The 17,861-nt window shown below is 69.2% G+C and carries 16 protein-coding genes; 11 read left to right on the forward strand and 5 right to left on the reverse strand.

Annotation, left to right across the window (positions count from 1 at the left end; genetic code table 11):
- Positions 1–16: 16 nt before the first annotated feature.
- The 4 genes from OO67_RS30390 to OO67_RS30405 all read left to right on the forward strand — a co-directional run bounded on the left by OO67_RS30390 (position 17) and on the right by OO67_RS30405 (position 3,057).
- Positions 17–433 (forward strand): SRPBCC family protein, encoded by a 417-nt coding sequence (locus OO67_RS30390; protein WP_033304957.1) that lies wholly within the window; start codon positions 17–19, stop codon positions 431–433.
- 98 nt (positions 434–531) lie between these two features.
- Entirely contained in the window at positions 532–1,158 is a 627-nt protein-coding gene (locus tag OO67_RS30395; protein ID WP_033304958.1) for a hypothetical protein, read from the forward strand.
- A 431-nt stretch (positions 1,159–1,589) separates the two neighbouring features.
- The gene (locus tag OO67_RS30400) at positions 1,590–1,862 is read left to right on the forward strand and encodes a hypothetical protein (protein WP_033305032.1); all 273 of its coding nucleotides are present in this window, start codon (positions 1,590–1,592) and stop codon (positions 1,860–1,862) included.
- Between the two features lie 385 nt (positions 1,863–2,247).
- Positions 2,248–3,057, forward strand: a complete 810-nt coding sequence (locus OO67_RS30405; RefSeq protein ID WP_033304959.1) for an alpha/beta fold hydrolase — start codon at positions 2,248–2,250, stop codon at positions 3,055–3,057.
- 258 nt (positions 3,058–3,315) lie between these two features.
- Here OO67_RS30405 and OO67_RS30410 read toward each other — a convergent pair whose 3' ends face one another.
- Positions 3,316–4,776: an amino acid permease gene (locus OO67_RS30410; RefSeq protein ID WP_033304960.1), complete on the reverse strand. Its 1,461-nt coding sequence runs from the start codon at positions 4,774–4,776 to the stop codon at positions 3,316–3,318.
- Positions 4,777–5,296: 520 nt separating this feature from the next.
- Here OO67_RS30410 and OO67_RS30415 point away from each other — a divergent pair.
- On the forward strand, positions 5,297–5,863 hold the full coding sequence (locus OO67_RS30415; RefSeq protein ID WP_033304961.1) for a GNAT family N-acetyltransferase: 567 nt from the start codon (positions 5,297–5,299) through the stop codon (positions 5,861–5,863).
- A 94-nt stretch (positions 5,864–5,957) separates the two neighbouring features.
- On the opposite strand, the gene OO67_RS30420 is transcribed toward OO67_RS30415, so the two are convergent.
- The 3 genes from OO67_RS30420 to OO67_RS30430 all read right to left on the reverse strand — a co-directional run bounded on the left by OO67_RS30420 (position 5,958) and on the right by OO67_RS30430 (position 8,635).
- Positions 5,958–6,863, reverse strand: coding sequence for an NAD-dependent protein deacetylase (locus tag OO67_RS30420; protein WP_033304962.1), 906 nt, complete (start codon positions 6,861–6,863; stop codon positions 5,958–5,960).
- A 92-nt stretch (positions 6,864–6,955) separates the two neighbouring features.
- On the reverse strand, positions 6,956–7,282 hold the full coding sequence (locus OO67_RS30425) for a GYD domain-containing protein (protein ID WP_033304963.1): 327 nt from the start codon (positions 7,280–7,282) through the stop codon (positions 6,956–6,958).
- Between the two features lie 348 nt (positions 7,283–7,630).
- Positions 7,631–8,635: an ArsR/SmtB family transcription factor gene (locus OO67_RS30430; protein ID WP_033304964.1), complete on the reverse strand. Its 1,005-nt coding sequence runs from the start codon at positions 8,633–8,635 to the stop codon at positions 7,631–7,633.
- Positions 8,636–8,978: 343 nt separating this feature from the next.
- Here OO67_RS30430 and OO67_RS30435 point away from each other — a divergent pair, with 343 nt between their 5' ends.
- Both OO67_RS30435 and OO67_RS30440 read left to right on the forward strand, forming a co-directional pair.
- A complete protein-coding gene (locus OO67_RS30435) occupies positions 8,979–9,623 on the forward strand; it encodes an NADPH-dependent F420 reductase (RefSeq protein ID WP_033304965.1) in 645 nt (214 codons plus the stop codon).
- A 455-nt stretch (positions 9,624–10,078) separates the two neighbouring features.
- Positions 10,079–10,582 (forward strand): metallophosphoesterase family protein, encoded by a 504-nt coding sequence (locus OO67_RS30440; protein WP_033304966.1) that lies wholly within the window; start codon positions 10,079–10,081, stop codon positions 10,580–10,582.
- 271 nt (positions 10,583–10,853) lie between these two features.
- On the opposite strand, the gene OO67_RS30445 is transcribed toward OO67_RS30440, so the two are convergent.
- Entirely contained in the window at positions 10,854–11,105 is a 252-nt protein-coding gene (locus OO67_RS30445) for a DUF6233 domain-containing protein (RefSeq protein ID WP_244300347.1), read from the reverse strand.
- 822 nt (positions 11,106–11,927) lie between these two features.
- On the opposite strand from OO67_RS30445, the gene OO67_RS30450 reads away from it, so the two are divergent.
- The 4 genes from OO67_RS30450 to OO67_RS30465 all read left to right on the forward strand — a co-directional run bounded on the left by OO67_RS30450 (position 11,928) and on the right by OO67_RS30465 (position 16,951).
- Positions 11,928–12,506, forward strand: a complete 579-nt coding sequence (locus OO67_RS30450) for a GNAT family N-acetyltransferase (protein ID WP_051710038.1) — start codon at positions 11,928–11,930, stop codon at positions 12,504–12,506.
- A 745-nt stretch (positions 12,507–13,251) separates the two neighbouring features.
- The gene (locus OO67_RS30455; protein ID WP_033304968.1) at positions 13,252–14,109 is read left to right on the forward strand and encodes an alpha/beta hydrolase; all 858 of its coding nucleotides are present in this window, start codon (positions 13,252–13,254) and stop codon (positions 14,107–14,109) included.
- Between the two features lie 301 nt (positions 14,110–14,410).
- Positions 14,411–16,315, forward strand: a complete 1,905-nt coding sequence (locus tag OO67_RS30460) for a CASTOR/POLLUX-related putative ion channel (RefSeq protein ID WP_051710010.1) — start codon at positions 14,411–14,413, stop codon at positions 16,313–16,315.
- A 336-nt stretch (positions 16,316–16,651) separates the two neighbouring features.
- Positions 16,652–16,951, forward strand: a complete 300-nt coding sequence (locus OO67_RS30465; RefSeq protein WP_033304969.1) for a hypothetical protein — start codon at positions 16,652–16,654, stop codon at positions 16,949–16,951.
- Positions 16,952–17,861: the final 910 nt, after the last annotated feature.

Below are 17,861 nucleotides of genomic sequence, written 5' to 3' on the forward strand. Positions count from 1 at the left end.
TGCAAGGAGAACCCTCATGGCCACGACCACCGCATCGGTACGCATTCCCGCACCGCCCGACCGGGTCTGGCAGCTCATCGGCGGGTTCGACAGCCTGCCCGACTGGTTGCCGTACATCCGCAAGAGTGAGCTCGGCGAAGGCGGCCGGACCCGTTCTCTCACGAACGAGCAAGGCGGCCGGATCACCGAGCGTCTCGAAGCCTTCGACGACAAGGCCCGCACCTACAGCTACTCGATACTCGAGGCACCGTTCCCGGTGACCGGTTACCTGTCGACCATCACGGTGCGCGAGGACCCGGAGAGAGGCTTCTCCCTCGTCGAGTGGAGCGGCACCTTCACACCGGACAGGATCGGCGACGACGAAGCGATCGCCCTGTTCCGCGCTATCTACGGTGACGGTCTCGAGGCGCTGCGGCGCACCCTCGCACCCTGACCGGAGCGAGGCAATCATTCGACGACAGGTGAAACTGTCATTTTTAGTCGACGGTAAATTTACTTGTCATCTGAAACAGTGACAGGTAAATTTGTCGTATGGACGATGCAGTGGTGATCCCGACCCCGGACAAGAACGACGACGACTTCTGGACCACCGTCATGACCCAGGTGGAGCCCGCCTGGAACGACCCCACCGATGACGACGCGTTCACCATGGACGAAGCAGTGCTCGACGCGGTCCGCGCACTGGCTGAACGGATTTCGACCCGTGCGCTGGCCTATCGCACCGCGGGCAAGCCCTTCGAACCCGCTCTCATGGCCGCGCCCGATGTGCAACTGGCGCTGCTGCGGGCGCTGTACGAAGCCAAGCGGTCCGTCGACCGGCTCGCGGAAAGCGCAGCGACCGTAGCAGGCCGCAGTGGAGTCAACTATGCCCAACTGGGTGCAGCCTGGGGTGGCATCAAGCGTCAGTCCGCTCGCCTCAAATGGCCCCACGCGGTAGCCAAGAGGTCCGCCAGCGAGTCCATCCCGCTTCGCTACGCAGGCGGTACAGCCGTCATTCACCACGATCCGGACGCCGATGCCTGGTGGTACGCGGCCATCGCCGCGGACCGCCAGGAGGAGGAGTCCGACGCCGTCCACGCAACCTCCACCGAGGCCATCGCGCGGGCTACGGAATTCCTGCTGGCACACGCTCAGCCCGCCCGGCCGGCCTCCGCCTGACCGCAAGGCACAGCCCCGGCGGCAGGTTCAGGCGGCGTCACAAGACGCCGACCGCCGGGGCGGAGGTGATGTGGACGCGGGTAGCGCACTGCACGACGCTGCCCGTTCGACCCGGCGCTCGCGGGGGTCGAACGGGCAGCGTCGTACGACCTCGCGATGGCGGGTTCAGCGCATGAGCGTCGATCCGTTGATGGTCCGTGCCCGTGGCCTGTGGTCAGGTCCCGATCATCACCGGGTGCGTAGGTGGCCACAGAAGTACTTCCGGAACGGGTGCACCATGGCCCCGCACCCGTACCCGCGGTGGAGCCCGTCGTCGCACTCGGGAACGCAGCAGGACAAGGATGCGTTGTCCGTTACCCAGGGGGTACGCGAGGTGCGAGAACGGCCCGCCCCCCGAAACCGGAATGGGCGTGCACCGAAGGGAGTACGACATGACCGACCGCAGGCCCCAGGGCACCGCCTACACGGGGGCCGAGGGCAGCCCGCCGCCTGTACCCGCAGATATGCCCGACCAGCAGGTTCAGGACGGAGAGGACGCGCTCGACGTGATAATCCCGCCGAGTACCGAACGCCCCGAAACGGAACCGCAGGCTGAGCCTGATGGCGACGATCCCGACCCGGACGAGGCCGGATCGGGACGCAGCGCTGCCCGCAACGCCGGTGTCCACCCGGAAAGCCCCACCCCGGACGAGCCGACGGGGTGAACCGCCCGGCCGCGTCCGCGAGTGCCCGGTGCCTGTACGGGGCACTCGCGGGCGGTAGCCTCTGACACCCTCCTGTGGAGGGCCACGCGCCGAGCAGGGCGTCGGGCGGGCGGGCATCACGCCGAGAGGAGCTCCGCAGACGGTCGGTGCGACGGTCGAGGCTGCCCGGATGTCAGGGATGGAACGCTCCTGCCTGTCATGCGCCCGCCCATCCACGGGGGAGTCCCGGCAATCAATCGGGTGCGGCACCGGCGCCGCACAGCCCGGCGGAGGCGACTGCTCCCGTGCCGGCGCCTGACGGCACACTCGCCCGCGTGGCGGACGTGCTGGTCACGGCGCACACTGGCCGGGGATGACGGCAGCCGGTCCGGAAAGGCCTGGGACGATGGGCGACTACGCGAACCTCCCCGGTGTCACGACGTGGTACGAGACCGAAGGCGCCGGCGACCCGCTGGTCCTGCTGCACGGCGGCTTCTGCACCAACGACACGTGGGGGGCGCTGCGCGCCGACCTCGCGGCCGAGTACCACGTCTTCCTGCCCGAGCGGCGCGCGCACGGGCACACCCCCGATGTCCCGGGGCCCCTCTCCTACCAGGACATGGCCGACGACACGGTGGCGTTCCTGGAGACGGTCGTGGGGGGACCGGCGCATTTGGTGGGCTGGAGCGACGGCGGCGTCGTCGCGCTGCTCGTGGCCATCGCCCGCCCCGACCTGGTCCGCAAGGTCGTGGTGATCGGGGCCAACTTCCGGCCGTCTCCCGAATGCTTCGTGGAACCGGCGATGCTGGACACGATGACGCCGGCCGGTGCCGACCTCGCGTTCTTCCGGGAGATGTACGAGGCTGTCGCACCGGACGGCGCGGAGCACTGGCCGGTGGTGGCGGCGAAGGTGATCGACATGTGGCGCACCCAGCCGGCACTCACCACCGGGGACCTGGCCCGTGTCCAGGCGCCCGCGCTCGTCATGGTCGGCGATGACGACATGATGACGCTGGAGCACACGATCGCGCTGTACCGCGCGGTCCCCAGGTCCCAGCTGGCCGTCGTCCCCGGTGCCTCCCACCTGGTCCCGCTGGAGAAGCCGGCCCTGGGCAACCGGCTGATCACAGATCACCTCCTGCAAGATGAGGTGGAGACGCTGCTGCCCATCCGGCGCGCGCCGGCACCCGAGGCCGCGGGCGGCACTGCGGCATGACGATGCCGGGGCCCGTCCTGCCCAGCCACTTGACCGCGGGGCCGTAGGTGTGCCGCTGAGACGGAGACCTGCCCGAACTTTCCCGGCCCGCGAACCGGCGGCGGGAGCACGGACCGGCAGGCGCACGCTTCTACGTCCGGCGGCGTGTCGCCCCGCACGCGCGGGGCGACACGCCGCCGATACAGGACTTCTCGCACCCTTCGGGACGAACGGGTGACGTCCCGGTCCACAGCCCGGGGTCACCGGAGTCACCAGGGTTCAGACGTCCTGCCTGGCCCGTGCCATTTCGTGTACCCGGCCGCGGACGAGGAACCAGCCGCCGACCAGCGCAGCGGCGATCAGCGGCAGGAACATCACGGTCGTCCGGCCGACGCCGCCGCCCCACCACATCAGGAAGGCCACACCGACGAGGAACAGCAGGGTGACGATCTGGGTGTACGGCGCCCAGGGCAGACGGTAGGCGGGCCTTGTGACCTGACCGTTCTGCGAGCGGTGCCAGAACACCAGGGAACAGAGCATGATCATGCCCCAGGTGCCGAGGATTCCGATCGAGGCGAGGTTGAGCACGATCTCGAATGCCTGGCCGGGTACCACGTAGTTCAGCCCGACGCCCAGAACCCCGAAGCCTGCGGTCAGCAGGATGCCGCCGTACGGGACCTGCCCCTTGTTCATCAGGCCGGTGAAGCGGGGGGCGGAACCTGACAGCGCCATGGAGCGCAGGATGCGGCCGGTGGAGTAGAGGCCGGAGTTCAGGCTGGACAGGGCGGCGGTCAGCACGACCAGGTTCATCACACCGGCCGCACCCGGTACGCCGAGCTTGTCCATGACGGTGACGAACGGGCTCTGGTCCCCGGAGTAGGCGGTGTAGGGCAGCAGCAGCGCGAGCAGCACCACCGAGCCGACGTAGAACAGCCCGACCCGCCACATGATGGAGTTGATCGCACGGGGCATGATCTTCTCGGGGTTCTCGGTCTCGCCGGCGGCGACGCCGCACAGCTCGACCGAGGCGTAGGCGAAGACGACGCCCTGGATCACGAGCAGCATCGGAAGGGCGCCGACGGGGAAGACACCGGTATCCGAGACGGTGGACAGACCTGGGGTGTGGCCGTCCACCGGATGCTGGGTGACAACGAGGAAGATGCCGATCAGCATGAAGGCGACGAGGGCCGCAACCTTGATGATCGCGAACCAGAATTCCATCTCGCCGAAGTACTTCACCGAGATGAGGTTGGCCGCCAGCACCACGGCGAGGGCGATCAACGCGAGGAGCCACTGTGGGATGTCGCTGAACATGCCCCAGAAGTGGGCGTACGTCGCCGCAGCCGTGATGTCCGCGATCGCGGTCGTCGACCAGTTGAGGAAGTACAGCCAGCCGGCCGCGAAGGCGCCCTTCTCGCCCATGAACTCACGGGCGTAGGAGACGAAGGCGCCGGACGACGGGCGGTAGAGGATCAGCTCACCCAGCGCGCGCACGACGAAGAAGGCGAAGACACCGCAGACGGCGTAGGCAATCGCGAGCGAGGGTCCGGCGTCGGCGAGCCGACCGCCCGCACCCAGGAAGAGTCCGGTGCCGATCGCGCCGCCGATGGCGATCATGTTGATGTGGCGGGACTTGAGGTCCTTGCTGTAGCCGGCGTCGCCGGCGTCCACGTGGGGGGAGTTCGCAGCTGGTGTGTCAGCTGCGAACTGATCGGCTGCTGTGATGCTGCCGTCACTCATGGAGGGGGTTCGCCTTTGTGAGGGGATGATGGTCGGTCCCGGCCGGGTCCGTGGGGGGAACACCGGCGATGGCTCGAAGGCGCATGATCAGGAACCCTGCGATTCTGGCAGTGCGCCATACCTCTGGAAAACAAATCTGAGGTATTCCAGAGGTTTCGGCACAGTAAAGCAAGCGGGCTCTCATCTGCAGAGCAGTGAGCGCAGTGCTACGCACCTCAGAGATGAGCCCGGACCCCTGTGCGTCAGCCGCAGGCCTTGCGCCTTGACCGACGAGTCCCGCTCACCGGATGCGGTCCCGGCCGATGGCCGGCGGGAGGTGCGGGCCGGCTGCCCCGGGCCCCTTCGTCACTCGGTCTTGCCGTCGGACACGAAAGGCGTCATTCTGTCCGCGGGCCGGACCCCTCGGCCACGCCGCCCTACCGCGGGCGGCGCGCACCGGGTACGCGGGCGTGTTCCGTCGTTGTTGCGCGAGTGCAGTGCACGGCGCCCGGTGCCTGCACCGACCGGAGTGGTAGGCGCCATGAGTCACATGTGGACAGGCGAGAAGGTGTGCCTCCGGGGCGTCGAGCCCGAGGACTGGAAGAGCTTCCGGGCCCTGGCGCAGAACACCGTCGACGAACGCAACGCCGACCTGGTCGAGCCGCCACGCTCGGACGCGAGCCTCCGCGCCTGGACCGCTGACCGCGCCGGCCGGTCACCGCGCACCGAGGCGTTCCGGCTGGTGGTCGAGGTGCTGGCGGATCGCGTGTTCGCCGGGGCCGTGACGGTCGGAGAGACCGACAGCCGTGCGGGGCGGTTCAGGACGGGCATCGAGATCTCCCGCGATCACCGCGGGAGAGGGTACGCGACCGAGGCCACCGAACTGATCCTCACCTATATGTTCGCGGAGCAGCGATACAACAAGTGTGAAGTGGAGGTCTACGCCTTCAACGAGGCATCCCTGGCCCTCTACCGCAAGCTGGGGTTCGTCGTCGAAGGACGGCTCCGCCAGCACGAGTACTTCGCCGGCGGGTATCACGACGTCGTGCTGCTCGGGATCACCGCCGACGAATACTGGGCCACGCACAGCCGTCCGTCGGTGCAGTGAGCTGCGACCCGCAGGTCGAACCGGCGGCCGCACCCACCTCCTCCCGGCCCGCACTGCGCGCGGGGCCCGGGTGACACCCTGCTCGGCCATCACCTCACCCAGCCCCCGCCGCCTCGTCGTCCACGGGGATGCCCAGTCGGCTGATCACGGTGGTGAGGGCCGCTCCCAGCGGGAGCGCGATGCGGGTGACGGCGTGCCGGTCGCCCCGGGTGGGGTCCCGGTTGACGACCAGTACCGGCTTTCCGGTCTGCGCCGCCTGGCGAACGAACCGGAGCCCGGACATGACCGTGAGGGACGACCCCAGCACCAGTAGCGAGGTCGCCTGGCGGACCAGTTCGCGGCAGTGCTCGACTCGGGGCGGGGGCACGGCTTCGCCGAAGAAGGTCACGTCCGGTTTCAGGATGCCGCCGCAGGCGCTGCAGGGCAGCACGCGGAAGTCTCCGACCTGGTCGTCGGTCAGGTCGGCGTCACCGTCCGGATTGATCGCGGCGGCCACCGGAGCGAAGCCCACGTTGGCCTCCTCCAGCCGCCGGGCGAGCTCGCGGCGCGGGCTGAAGGCACCGCAGGAGAGGCAGACGACCCGCTCCAGACTTCCGTGGAGTTCGACGACGTCCTCGCTGCCGGCAGCCTGGTGCAGGCCGTCGACGTTCTGGGTGATCACACCCGAGAGCAGGCCGTGCCGTCCGAACGTGGCCACGGCCCGGTGCCCGGCGTTGGGGCGGGCGCGGCCGAAGGTGCGCCAGCCGAGATGGCTGCGCGCCCAGTACCGCCGCCGGGCCTGGGCATCGGCGGTGAAGTCCTGGTAGGTCATCGGTGTGTGCCGGCTGAGGCTTCCGCCCTCGCCGCGGTAGTCGGGAATGCCCGACTCCGTGGAGATACCCGCCCCGCTGAGCACCAGCACACCGCCTGCGCTCAGCGCATCGGCGACCGGCCTCAGATCCGTGGTGCCCGGCGGCAGGTCCTCGGTCGGGATCCAGCTGAGAGTGGGGCGCATGCGCATGCACCCAGGATACGGAACACGCTGCAACCGCCGATGGCCCCGCTCCTGCCGGGAGCGGGGCGCGCCATGGTCGTCCGCGGGCGTGCTCGTCGCTACTCGCCGGGAGCCCGGTACCGTACTCGCTCGGCTGTGCGCAGGGCAGCCAACGTTTCGTCGATGGTCAGGAGAGCCGTCGTCTCGAACGAGCTGAGCGCGCCGCCCCCGCTGATCGCCAGCGCAACCGCGGCCATGGACACGTTGTCCGGAGCTTCCCACAGGTTGTAGCCGTCGTGGGTGCCGAAGGCGTACCAGAAACCGTGCAGCTTCCCACCCACGGACTCGATGTAGGACCGAGCGGCCTCGGCGCGGTCCTCGGGGTGGCTGATCAGCCTTGCCCACGTCTCGGGTGTGTAGCTGAACCTCGACAGATAGAGCGGCATCGTGTCTCTCCTTCGGTTCACCCGGAGATGCCCGCGCCGGGCGACGGAGGAGCCGAGGCGGCCCGCGTGTCCCCCGAACAGCCGGGGCCGACGACCGGCGTGGCCTACGGCCGACGGATGGGCGGGCCTCCCGCGGCGGATCCGATCGGAAGCCGCGCCCCGCTCGGCGGGTTTCTGCCTTTCAGCCCCGCCGCTTCCGCTTCAGACGTCTCGGCCCGGGTGTGCCCCGCCACCGGTCCTGAACGAGTTTCACTCCTCGGCGCTGCTGCCGGCCACGTGCGAAAGCCGAGGGGTGCCGGGGGAGCCCGGCCGAACCCGGACAGTGCTCACCGCTCCTTGCTCCCGGTGTCAGCGGGACTTCCCCAGGCCCGCCCGGAGCAAGGACGCCCCGGCGGGGGTGAGGGTGTGCAGCACGGCCGGGCCGTGCCGGACGGTGGTGATGAGCCGCGCGTCACGCAACGCGGTGGCGTGCCGGCTGGCCGAGGACGTCGAGACCCCGGCCGCACGGGCCATCTCCGTGGTCGTGGCGCCGGTGGACGCGGCGCGCAGAGCAACTGCGCGCGCACGCCCGAGCAGGGTGATCAAGGGCCTGTCGGCAGCGTCCTCGTGCGGGGCATCAAGGGGGCTCGGTTCGTGGAGCATCGAATACCAGAGCACGGGTGGCAGCTGAGGATCGGCGAAGGCGACCGGTTCGCCCCAGTTGAAGTAGGAGGGGACGAGCGTCAGCCCACGGCCGCCCAGATACAGGTCCCGGTCGGCGGCCTGCTTGGGATAGCTCACCTCCAGGACCGGAGAGCGCCAGCGCAGCATGGGCCCGAGTCCGGAGAGCATGCCCTCGACCCCGCCGTCCAGCAGCCCCCGGCAGCGTACCGCCCGTTCCGCCTCGATCCTGGCCTGTGTCTGTTCCTCGTACGGGGCGACCACCGCGTCGTGGTACGCGCGCAGCATCCCCACGAACTCCTTGCGCGACTCCAGCCGGGTCAGCCTTCCGGCCCACGTGGGGGCCCCGACGGTCCGGTCGAGGATGGCCACCTCATCGAGGACTCGCTGCGGAGGCGTGGCGACGATGGATTCCATCCCCATGGCCAGGTCGCCCACCGCGTGAGCGGGAGTCAGGAAATCCGGGAAGTACGCGGCTCGCGGGTACAGGGGCAGCAGGGCGTTCCGCAGAACCCGCTCCAGCCCCTTGTCCCGCAGTTGCTGCCGTGCCGTGCGGTACCACTCCGCGTAGGCCCAACGGCCTTTCCGTGACTGTAATCGGTGCAGACTCGCGGCGATCTCCCAGACCGGATCAGGCGCGGTGGCGATCCTGGTTCTGGCCAGATCCGCGTCACTGAAATGTATGCGGAGCATGCCCTCGTCCCCCTTTTTTTTGCCAGGCTTTGCACTGTTCAGCAGCAGCCCTGGTTCAGTACGTCTGGCTGGGTGATCGTAGGTCGCGGAAATCAAGAGGTGATAAACGGGAGTTCGACGGACATGGGGTGCGCGTTTATCTCCGCCTGTGCGAGCGTCCTCCTGCTGACGCGCCCGCATGCCGGAGGGTGGGGCTTGTTGTCCAAGGGGTGGGCAGCTGTCCTGGAGGACTCGGAGGGGCGTCGTGGCGAGAGCCGGCGACCATCGGCGTACGTCTTTCGTCCCGGTCCGCCTGGGGCCGCGGGCCGATGTACCGAGTGCCGGTGACGGCTAGCTTCACAGCATGCTTATAGGACTACTTGGCACCGGCAATGTCGCCCGCGCACTGGCCCAAGGGTGGAGCGTCGCAGGACACGACGTACTCCTGGGTTCACGTCGACCAGAGGACCGGGCAGATGCAGGCTTCCCCGTAGCGGGCCTGAGCGAGACAGCCGCCCAGGCAGAGGTGCTGGTCAACGCCACTCCAGGAGCCGTCTCCGTGGAACTGCTGCACTCCATCGGGGCACCGGCGCTGGCGGGCACCCTGCTGATCGACGTCGGGGTCGGCCTCTCCGACGACTACGCCGAACTCTCGCACCCCAACAGCAGCCTGGGCGAAGAGATTCAGGCGGCCTTCCCTCTGACCCCCGTCGTCAAGACCCTGTGCACCATGGATTCCACCGTGATGATCGCCCCGGACGGTCTCGACGGCCCGAGTACCGTCTTCCTCTCCGGCGACGACGCCGAGGCCAAACGCATCACCGGCCGACTGCTCACCGACCTCGGCTGGCCCCCGTCGTCACAGCTGGACATGGGTGGCATCACCACCGCACGCGGACAGGAGCACTTCGCCCTGCTCTTCATGGGCATAGCGGGTGGTCTGGGTGCTCACACGTTCAACATCAACGTGGTCACCCGCTCCTCTGTCCAGGGTCCGCCGTCCAAGTGATCCTGCCTGACTGATCACGGCCGTGCGTGACGGCGTGCCATGAACTTCCCGGTACCGACAGGGACTTCGTGTGCCGGGGACTTCTCCGCTCGGCGACGGGGCGGCCTCAGGAGGTCCGGACCACGCTCGACGGGACCGCCAGGAAGATCCGGGCCGGAGCTGTCCGGAAGGATGGGCCTGAGCGGACTCGCCATCCCGCGCTCGGCGGGGTGCCGGTGTCACACCTGTACCCCGTACGGGTGCCCTGGCGTCAAAGGGTCGCCCGTTCTCCTGCGGCGTGCTGCCAGCTCGTCCGGCAGGTCCTCCGCCGGTTCATGACGGACGTGGTCACAGGGGGCGCCGCGGCGGCCCTCCGGCAGGACACGCCCTGTGACGGTGGAGGCCGGACGGTGACGTGAGGACTGCCCCGATGAGCGGTACTCTGCAGCCGCTGATCGACGGCCCGGAGGTATGCCTTGCGCCTGTTGCTGACTTCGGACACCCATGTGCCCAAGCGGGCCAGGCACCTGCCCGCCCCTCTGCTGGCGGCAGTAGACGCAGCGGATGTCGTCATGCACGCCGGTGACTGGGTGGACGAGGCGACCTTGGACCTGTTCGAAGCGCACGCGCGGCGCCTCGTGGGTGTCTTCGGCAACAACGACGGGCCGGAGCTACGAGCCAGGCTCGATGAGGTCGCACGTGTCGAGTGCGGAGGGCTCCGCTTCGGTGTGGTGCACGAGACGGGGCCGTCGCAGGGGCGCGAGGGACGGTGTGCGGCTCGCTTTCCCGATCTCGACGTCCTGGTGTTCGGCCACAGCCACATTCCGTGGGACACCACCGCTCCCGGCGGGCTGCGCCTGCTCAACCCGGGCTCGCCGACCGACAGGCGCAGACAGCCGCACCGCACATACATGACCGCTGAGGTGTCGGGCGGCCGGCTCGTCGACGTACAACTGCACCGCCTTCCGCACCCTGTCTGACGGAGGGTCCGGACAACATCCTCACCGTCCGCACCCGTGCGAGCAGCCGATGCCGATGCCGGCCTTCGGGCAACCGCCACACTCTGCCGCCGGGAACGGCATCGTGGTGAGGTGGACACCGATCCACCGGTGCGCGTTCGGCCGCCTTCCGGCGCAGCCGGACCGGGAATGGTTCTCCTTCGTGAGCACCCCACGGACACCGCCGCGCCGCCAGATCGCGCGGTCGCCCCACGCCGGGGGATGCCTCCGGCTTCCGGAGCGGTGTCATGTCTCACTGCAGGCCGGCCCGGGGGTTGCAGATCTGGCACGCCTCGATGTCGGGGTCGGTCAGTGCGACGACTGCTTCCTCACGGGACATGAACCCGAAACTGTTCTTGTACAGCATGCAGTTCCCCCGGTGCAGCAACGCGCTCGAGCTCGAGCGTTGCGGCTGGATCTTCCACGACTGTGCGGCACGAGCCCGCTCGCGCTGACGCTTCTCCTGCTGTTCCTGGCCTTCGAGCTCTCGGATCCGGCGGTCCACGCATCGCAGCTGCCAAGCAAGATATGCCCGTGTCGCCCGCCACTTCTCCAGCCGGGACGTCTCGCCGGTCCCGGACAAGGCTACGGCCCCCCGTCCGCGGTCACTGTCCCGTGCTCCGGGGGCGTGCGCGCTGAGCCTGCCCCGCCCCGGTGTGTGGTCTCCCGGGAGGTATGGGTGGGCACCGTCGTGCTGAAATCGAGCCCTTCATTCCGGAGCCGGGCCCCCTCGTCTCGTTGCCCGGGGGGTGCGGGCGGAGCTGTCTGCGCGTTCGAGCCGTCAGCCGCTGTCCCAGTGCTTCTCGGCCGACCGTACGGGCATCGGCTCGGCCGGCCACGGGAGGCCGGCGGCGCGGTTTCGGTGAAGGGCGAACTGGGCGTCGCGCAGGTCGAGGGAGCGATACTTGTCGGCACACTTGAATGGTACGTCTGTTCGATTTGTTCACGCGAGTTGCCCACCGCTTTGCTGTGCCGGGCGCTCCGGTTCGTCCTCTTTTCCTGCGATGAGGGAGGCTGGGGCGCTCCGTGTCCGGCTCCGGCTCGTTCGGAGTCCCCCGGCGAGGCGGTCGGGCGGGGGAAGGCGGTCCCTGGGCGGAGTCGCGGACGTGGACGCTTGTTCTGCCGCGGGTGGCCCGCTGCGCGGAGGTCGCAGGCGGGAAGGTGATCGTCAGAGGCGTTTCGGCGCAGGCATCGCGCCGTCAGTGCGGACCTTCGCGTTGTAGGCCTGACCGGAGGCACCGAGATGTCCGCCGAGGCCGTCGGTACGATGTCTGCCCAAGTCATAATGCGGTGGACAGCCCTCCGTCGCCGGGCGACCATCTCCGCGATGGAAGACGACACGCACTCCCTGCCCAAACGCGTCCGGTTCGTGGAGCTCGGCGCGACGGCGCTGCGGGCGCTCGCTCACGGTGACCTCGCCGGCGGCAGCGCCGCCGCCGGGGTCGCCCTTGACGAGCACTTCGTCAGCGAGCGGGCCCGCTCGATCTTCGGTTATCGCGCTGAACAGCTCGCCGAGGACCCGTCGGCCGCGCCGTGGATCGCGCGGGCCGTGGTGTCCGAGCCGGACGGAGCCGTCGTCGGGGACGCAGGGTTCCACGGGCCGCCGGACGAGACCGGCATGGTGGAGGTCGGCTACACGGTCGTACCCGGGTACCGCCGCCAAGGCTATGCCCGCGCCATGCTGAGGGCGCTGCTCCTGCGGGCCGCCGCAGAACCCCAGGTCAAGACCGTGCGGGCCACGATCAGATCTGACAACGCCGCCTCTCTGGCAACCATCGAAGGCTTCGGATTCACGCCAGTCGGCGAGCAGGGGGAAGAGCGAGACGGGCTTGAGATCGTCTTCGAGGTCCCGGCGGGCGCGCTTCGGGCCGAGGAGTTGTCCGGCTCGGATGAGCGGCCGAGCTGACTGGGCTCCTGCGGACCGTTCCCCTCCTGGTCACCGCCGTCTGCTGTCTGCCGTCCACCGGCGCGAGACGTCGACACCGGGAGGAGCAGCGCAAGCGGGTACTCGCCGACATGTTTTCCGGCTAGGCGGAGCGGCGTCCGTCCGTACCGGCCGAGGGCACCGTACGGTGCGTTCAAGGCCGTGTCCGGCTGGCGGGCGCCCTGTGGCGCCCATCTGCACCGGCTGACGGAGAAGATGCCCACCGAGGGCGTCCCGTCTCCGCCCCGTGACCGTTTCCCGGTGCCATCCCCCGAGGGCCCGGGCGACGAAGAAGCCCCCGGCTGCCGCACCAGCGCGGCCGGGGGTTTCTCCACGCCCCCGAAGTGCGGGCTCCCATGTCCGCGTGAGCCGTCGCGCCGGCCAGGTTCTGCTGACAACCTGACAACCTCATCCGCACTGTGCCGCTGCCGGTAGACGCAGACAGCCCTCCGGAGTGGGGACGGAGTGCCCGGCTGTGGCATTCGAGGGCCGGATGAACACACAAACGGAAAGATCTATACCGGTTGCACCGGTGATCTTCGGCTGCGTAGTGTCCCCGTGGGATATCGGGCACCCGTTCGCACTGTCTCTGGATCGATACGCCGCGTTCAGCGGGGTGGCACCGGATGGAAGAAGACATCTCCGCAGCAGGCGTCACCCGGCAACGGACCGTTCCCCGGAGCGTGTTGCCGACGTGACGGCGGGGTCTCAGAGAGTGGGTAGACATATGCAGCCGACGTTCGTACTGGTCCATGGAGCCTTCGCGAACTCCTTCTCCTTCGCTCCCCTCCAGGCGGAACTCGGCCTTCTCGGGCACCGTTCGGTCGCTGTCGACCTCCCCGGCCACGGTTTCGGAGCAAGCTACTCGAGTGCCTACCAGGCGCCGCAGGACCTCGAGGGTCTCGCAGCAGCGCCCGGCTCGATCAAGGGCGTCACGCTGGCCGACAACGTCACGCACCTGATCGGGATCCTGGAGCGGGCGAAGGAGAACGGCCCGGTGATCCTCGTCTCGCACAGCCGCGGCGGTGCCACGGCGACCGCTGCGGCCAACGCACGGCCGGACCTCATCGACCGCCTCGTCTACGTCGCGGCCTGGTGCCCGGTGGATCTGGACGTCAACGACTACTACGCCGAGCCCGAAATGGCCACGGTCGATGCCGCGTCGCTGGGCCTGGCCATGGTCGGGAACCCGGCCGAGCTGGGCCTGCTGCGCATCAATTTCCGGACCTCGGACCCTGACGCCCTGGCGGCGTTCAAGGCGGCCTTCGTCGCCGACGGCACCGAAGAAGAGTTCTTGACCTTCCTGAACACCTTCCAGCCTGACGAGAACCTGGACGTAGGCACCTCGGCGGACCGGGCGCGGGCCGATTCCTGGGGCCGTGTCCCCAGGACGTTCGTGCGCCTGGCCGACGACGCGAGTATGCCGCTCGCCATGCAGGACCGGCTGATCCGCGAGGGCGACGCGCTGACACCGGACAACCCGTACGACGTCCGTACCCTCGAGGGCAGCCACCTGAAGTGGCTGATCGCCCCGGCACCGGCGGCCCGGCTCCTGGGGGAGGTCGGTGCGCTCACATCCCGGTGAGTCGGTCATGAGTTGTTCCCACTGCGCCGACCGTGCGGCCGGTGCCGCCTGAGGTCCTGAACGGTGAAACGGTCCGGGGCGGGAGGGTCCTGCCGGGTGCGGGGCCGGCTCGTCGTCCAGCCCTTGTTCAAGGCTGTTGATCTCGAAAGGATGAACCCCGGCCGGATTCCGTGTGCCGGAAGCGACAACCTCCCACGCTGCTGCTGTGCAAAAGACAAGTGGCGGTACGGACCGGGGCCCACGCGCCGGCAGCGCCCGCGTGGGGAAGCAGAGGCAGCCGCAGGAACCTCCGCGGAGTTCGGTGCGCCCGGGGGCGGAGGCCACGCGCCGGGCGCCTCTGGACGAGCAGGTGCGGTACTGGTTCGACAACACTCTCACGGGTGGGGTGGCAGGCCTGATCGGATGGCTCGCCGTTGCCTGCCTGGCCATCGTTGTGCCTCTGAGCGCGGTCCTGGTGTGGACGGACGACCGGGCTCCCGACGCCCTTTGGGCGAAGACGGCTGCGGTGTGGCGGACCGTAGGCCAGACGCTCAGACTGGGCGGTGAGGTCGGATCGCCTCTGCGTGTCGCCTTGTCTGTTCTGCTCGCCCTCGTCGCCCTCTTCTACGTGTCCACCCTCGTCAGTCTCATCACTGCTGCGATCACCGAGAAGCTCGTCGCTCTACGCCTCGGGCACTCCACGGTCCTGGAAGAGGGGCACACGGTCGTACTCGGCTGGTCCGCCCAGATCCACACGGTGGTGACCGAGCTCGTCCTGGCCAATGCCAACCAGCGCCGGAGCGCGATCGCGGTGCTGGCCGACCGGGACAAGACCGATATGGAGGAGGAGCTGAGTGCCGAAGCGGGGAGCACCGGGCGCACACGCATCATCTGCCGCAACGGACGGCCCGCCGACCCGGCCGCGTTGGCACGGGTCAGTCCCGGCACGGCTGACGTCGTTCTGGTGCTTCCGCGCGACGAGCCGGACGAGGACGCGGAAATCGTCAAGAGTCTGCTCTCCCTCCGGGCCGCAGTGGGCGACGACTGCCGGGTGCGGGTGGTGGCTGTCGTCCGCGACGAGCGCTACCAGCTCGCCGCGCGTCTCGCGGCAGGTCCGGACGCGGTCGTCCTCGAGGTCGACGACATCACCGCCCGATTGGTGTCGCAGTGCGTCAGGCAGCCGGGCCTCTCTCTCGTCTACCAGGAACTGCTCGACTTCGCCGGGGAGGAGTTCTATGTCATCGACGCTCCGGCCTTGGCGGGTCAGGCTTTCGGCCGGGCACTGTTGGCCTACCGGAATGCCTGCGTGGTCGGTGTCGTACGGGCAGACGGCAGGGTGCAGCTGAATCCGGCGGTCGACTCGGTCGTTCTCCCGGGGGACCGGGTGGTCGTCATCGCGCAGGACGACGACACCGCGGTACCGGCCGACGAACCCGCGGCAATCGACGAGTCAGTGATCGTGTCCCGCCCACCGACGGTGGCGCGACCACAACGGCTGCTCCTGCTGGGGTGGAATCGCCGGGCCCGACGCATCGTCGCTCATCTGTCCGGCCATACCGGGGCGGGCTCCGTCCTCCATGTGGTGGCTGACGGAGGGGAACTGACGGGTCACCAGGTACGGGAGGCGGCCAACGAAGCCATCGGACTGGACGTCACCTTCCACCCCGGCGATCCCACCCTGCCCGAGACGGTGAACGGTCTGGATGCCGCCGGTTACGACGGTGTCATCGTCCTGGGGCCCGACCGTTCGGCGGGCAACGGGGCGCCGGATGACCGGGCCCTGGTCACACTGCTACTCCTGCGCGCCCTTGAACGCAGGACTGGGCGGGCGATCTCCGTGGTCACCGAGATGACCGACGACCGGAACAGGGCGATCGCGCCGGTCGGACCCGGTGCCGACTTCGTCGTCAGTGGCAAGCTGATCGGCCTCCTGATGGCCCAGATCTCCCAGAACTGGCGTCTGGCCGACGTTTTCGAGGGCCTCCTGTCTCCCGACGGCAACGGCATCCACCTCAGGCCGGCCGGTGACTACGTCCGGGAGGGGCATCAAGCCTCCTTCGCCACCGTCGTCGAGTCGGCGTCACGCCGCGGGGAGTGCGCCATCGGTTACCGGAGCCGTGAGAGCGCGACAGTCGGGCCCGGCCATGGGGTCCGGGTGAACCCTGCCAAGACGGTGGTCCGGCGCTGGATGGCGGACGACGACGTCATCGTGATCACCGCACACTGAGAACGGGCCGCTGCGCTCGCACTCCAGCACCGGCGTACGTGCCGTCACACCTGGCAGGTCACCCCGCGACCGCACCTGATGTGGCCCGGGCGGAGACGGCCATGGTCAAGGCGGCGGCGGGTGCACCGGAACCGGGTTCCGCCGGCCTCACTTCAATACGGTCCGGACGATGTTTCCGGAGTGCGGGGTCCGGTTCAGTTCGGTGCGGATGTCCGCGACGCCCTGATCCGCCAACGCTCTGTTCTCCCGGAGACGGGGCTTGAGGGGTGCGGGTCGCCGGGTGATCCCGACCGCAGGGGCTGCACCGGCGCGAGGCGGAGTCCCGAGGGCTTTGGTATGAAGACCACGATGACGTGGTGGTGGGCGGGCGCTCCCTTCATCCTGCTGGCCTCTGTGATCGCATCCGTCATGGGAACGCCGGAGGTGCGGGAGGACGTCGGCGGGATGTTCGGTCCGGCAGCTCTGATCAGTGCGGTGGCCGCGCCGGCCATGGGGTTCACCGTGGCGCTCGTAGGACGTCGGCAGCAAGCCCGCCGTCGCTTCGCCATCATGGGAGCCGTGTCCGGCGTGCCGGTCCTCCTCTTCCCGGTCTTCGGAGTGCTGCTCGCCGAGTGTCCTGATGGTCATCACTGCTAGGGCGTGTCGCCAGGGCACCGCCCGCATCAGCAGTCATGCGCGGATGACAACTGCCTGACAGGCCTCGGCGGTCTCGTCGGGGGGTGGCGATGCCGCACCACTGCTTCAAGTGGTTGAAGCAACGTTCCGCGACGTTGCGCTGCACGGCGGCAGATCTCCTCCCGCACGCCACCGAGACCATGACCGGGGTGCCGGGCTTTCTCTCCTTCTAGACCGAGCGCATCGACGCCGGCGAGCACGGCGGCGACGTGGACCGCCTCTCCATGGGCATGGCCAGCGTCCGAACACGTTCCGTGCACCAACGCCGACGCGGGCGTCGATGTAGCGCTGTCCGGTGCGGTGGCCGCTCTGCTCCGGCGCGGCATGGACGCCGGCCAGGCAGCGGACAGCTCTCCGGCATGGTGGAGTTGATGAAGCGGAGGTGTAACCGCGGCTCGACGCGCGCCCGTTGGTCTGGACGTGATCAGCCGGGGCCACTTGGCCGACGCCGAGCGGGTCGTGCCGGAGCGGCTGCTGCCGTCGACCGGCAACCGGTGCGGCCGGCGGCGGGATCACCGTCAGGTGCCAAGGGGCTTCGTCACCGGCTCGGCCGGGTGCAGTGGGGGAGTCACCGGAACTCTTCGGCAGTGGAAGACGGGTGGCATCGCATGCACGTCGACTACACCTCTGTGCGCGCCCACCACGCCGCTGAGGTCCCGACGCGGCACCGTGCGGTCATGCGGAATGAGGGCTCCACGAAGACCAGCCCGTGCCGCCGGCGCGGACGAGTACGCGGCTCCTCCTGGAGGAGGCGGTACGGCAGCCGAAGCCCCGGCCGGTCCGAACCGGCGCAGACGGCGCGCCGCAAGGGGCGTGGACACGGCAGGACAATGACCCGCCCGGTACGTCGCACGCCCTGCCGGCGACCGTG

Source organism: Streptomyces atroolivaceus (assembly GCF_000717025.1).
Classification (GTDB): Bacteria; Actinomycetota; Actinomycetes; order Streptomycetales; family Streptomycetaceae; genus Streptomyces; species Streptomyces atroolivaceus.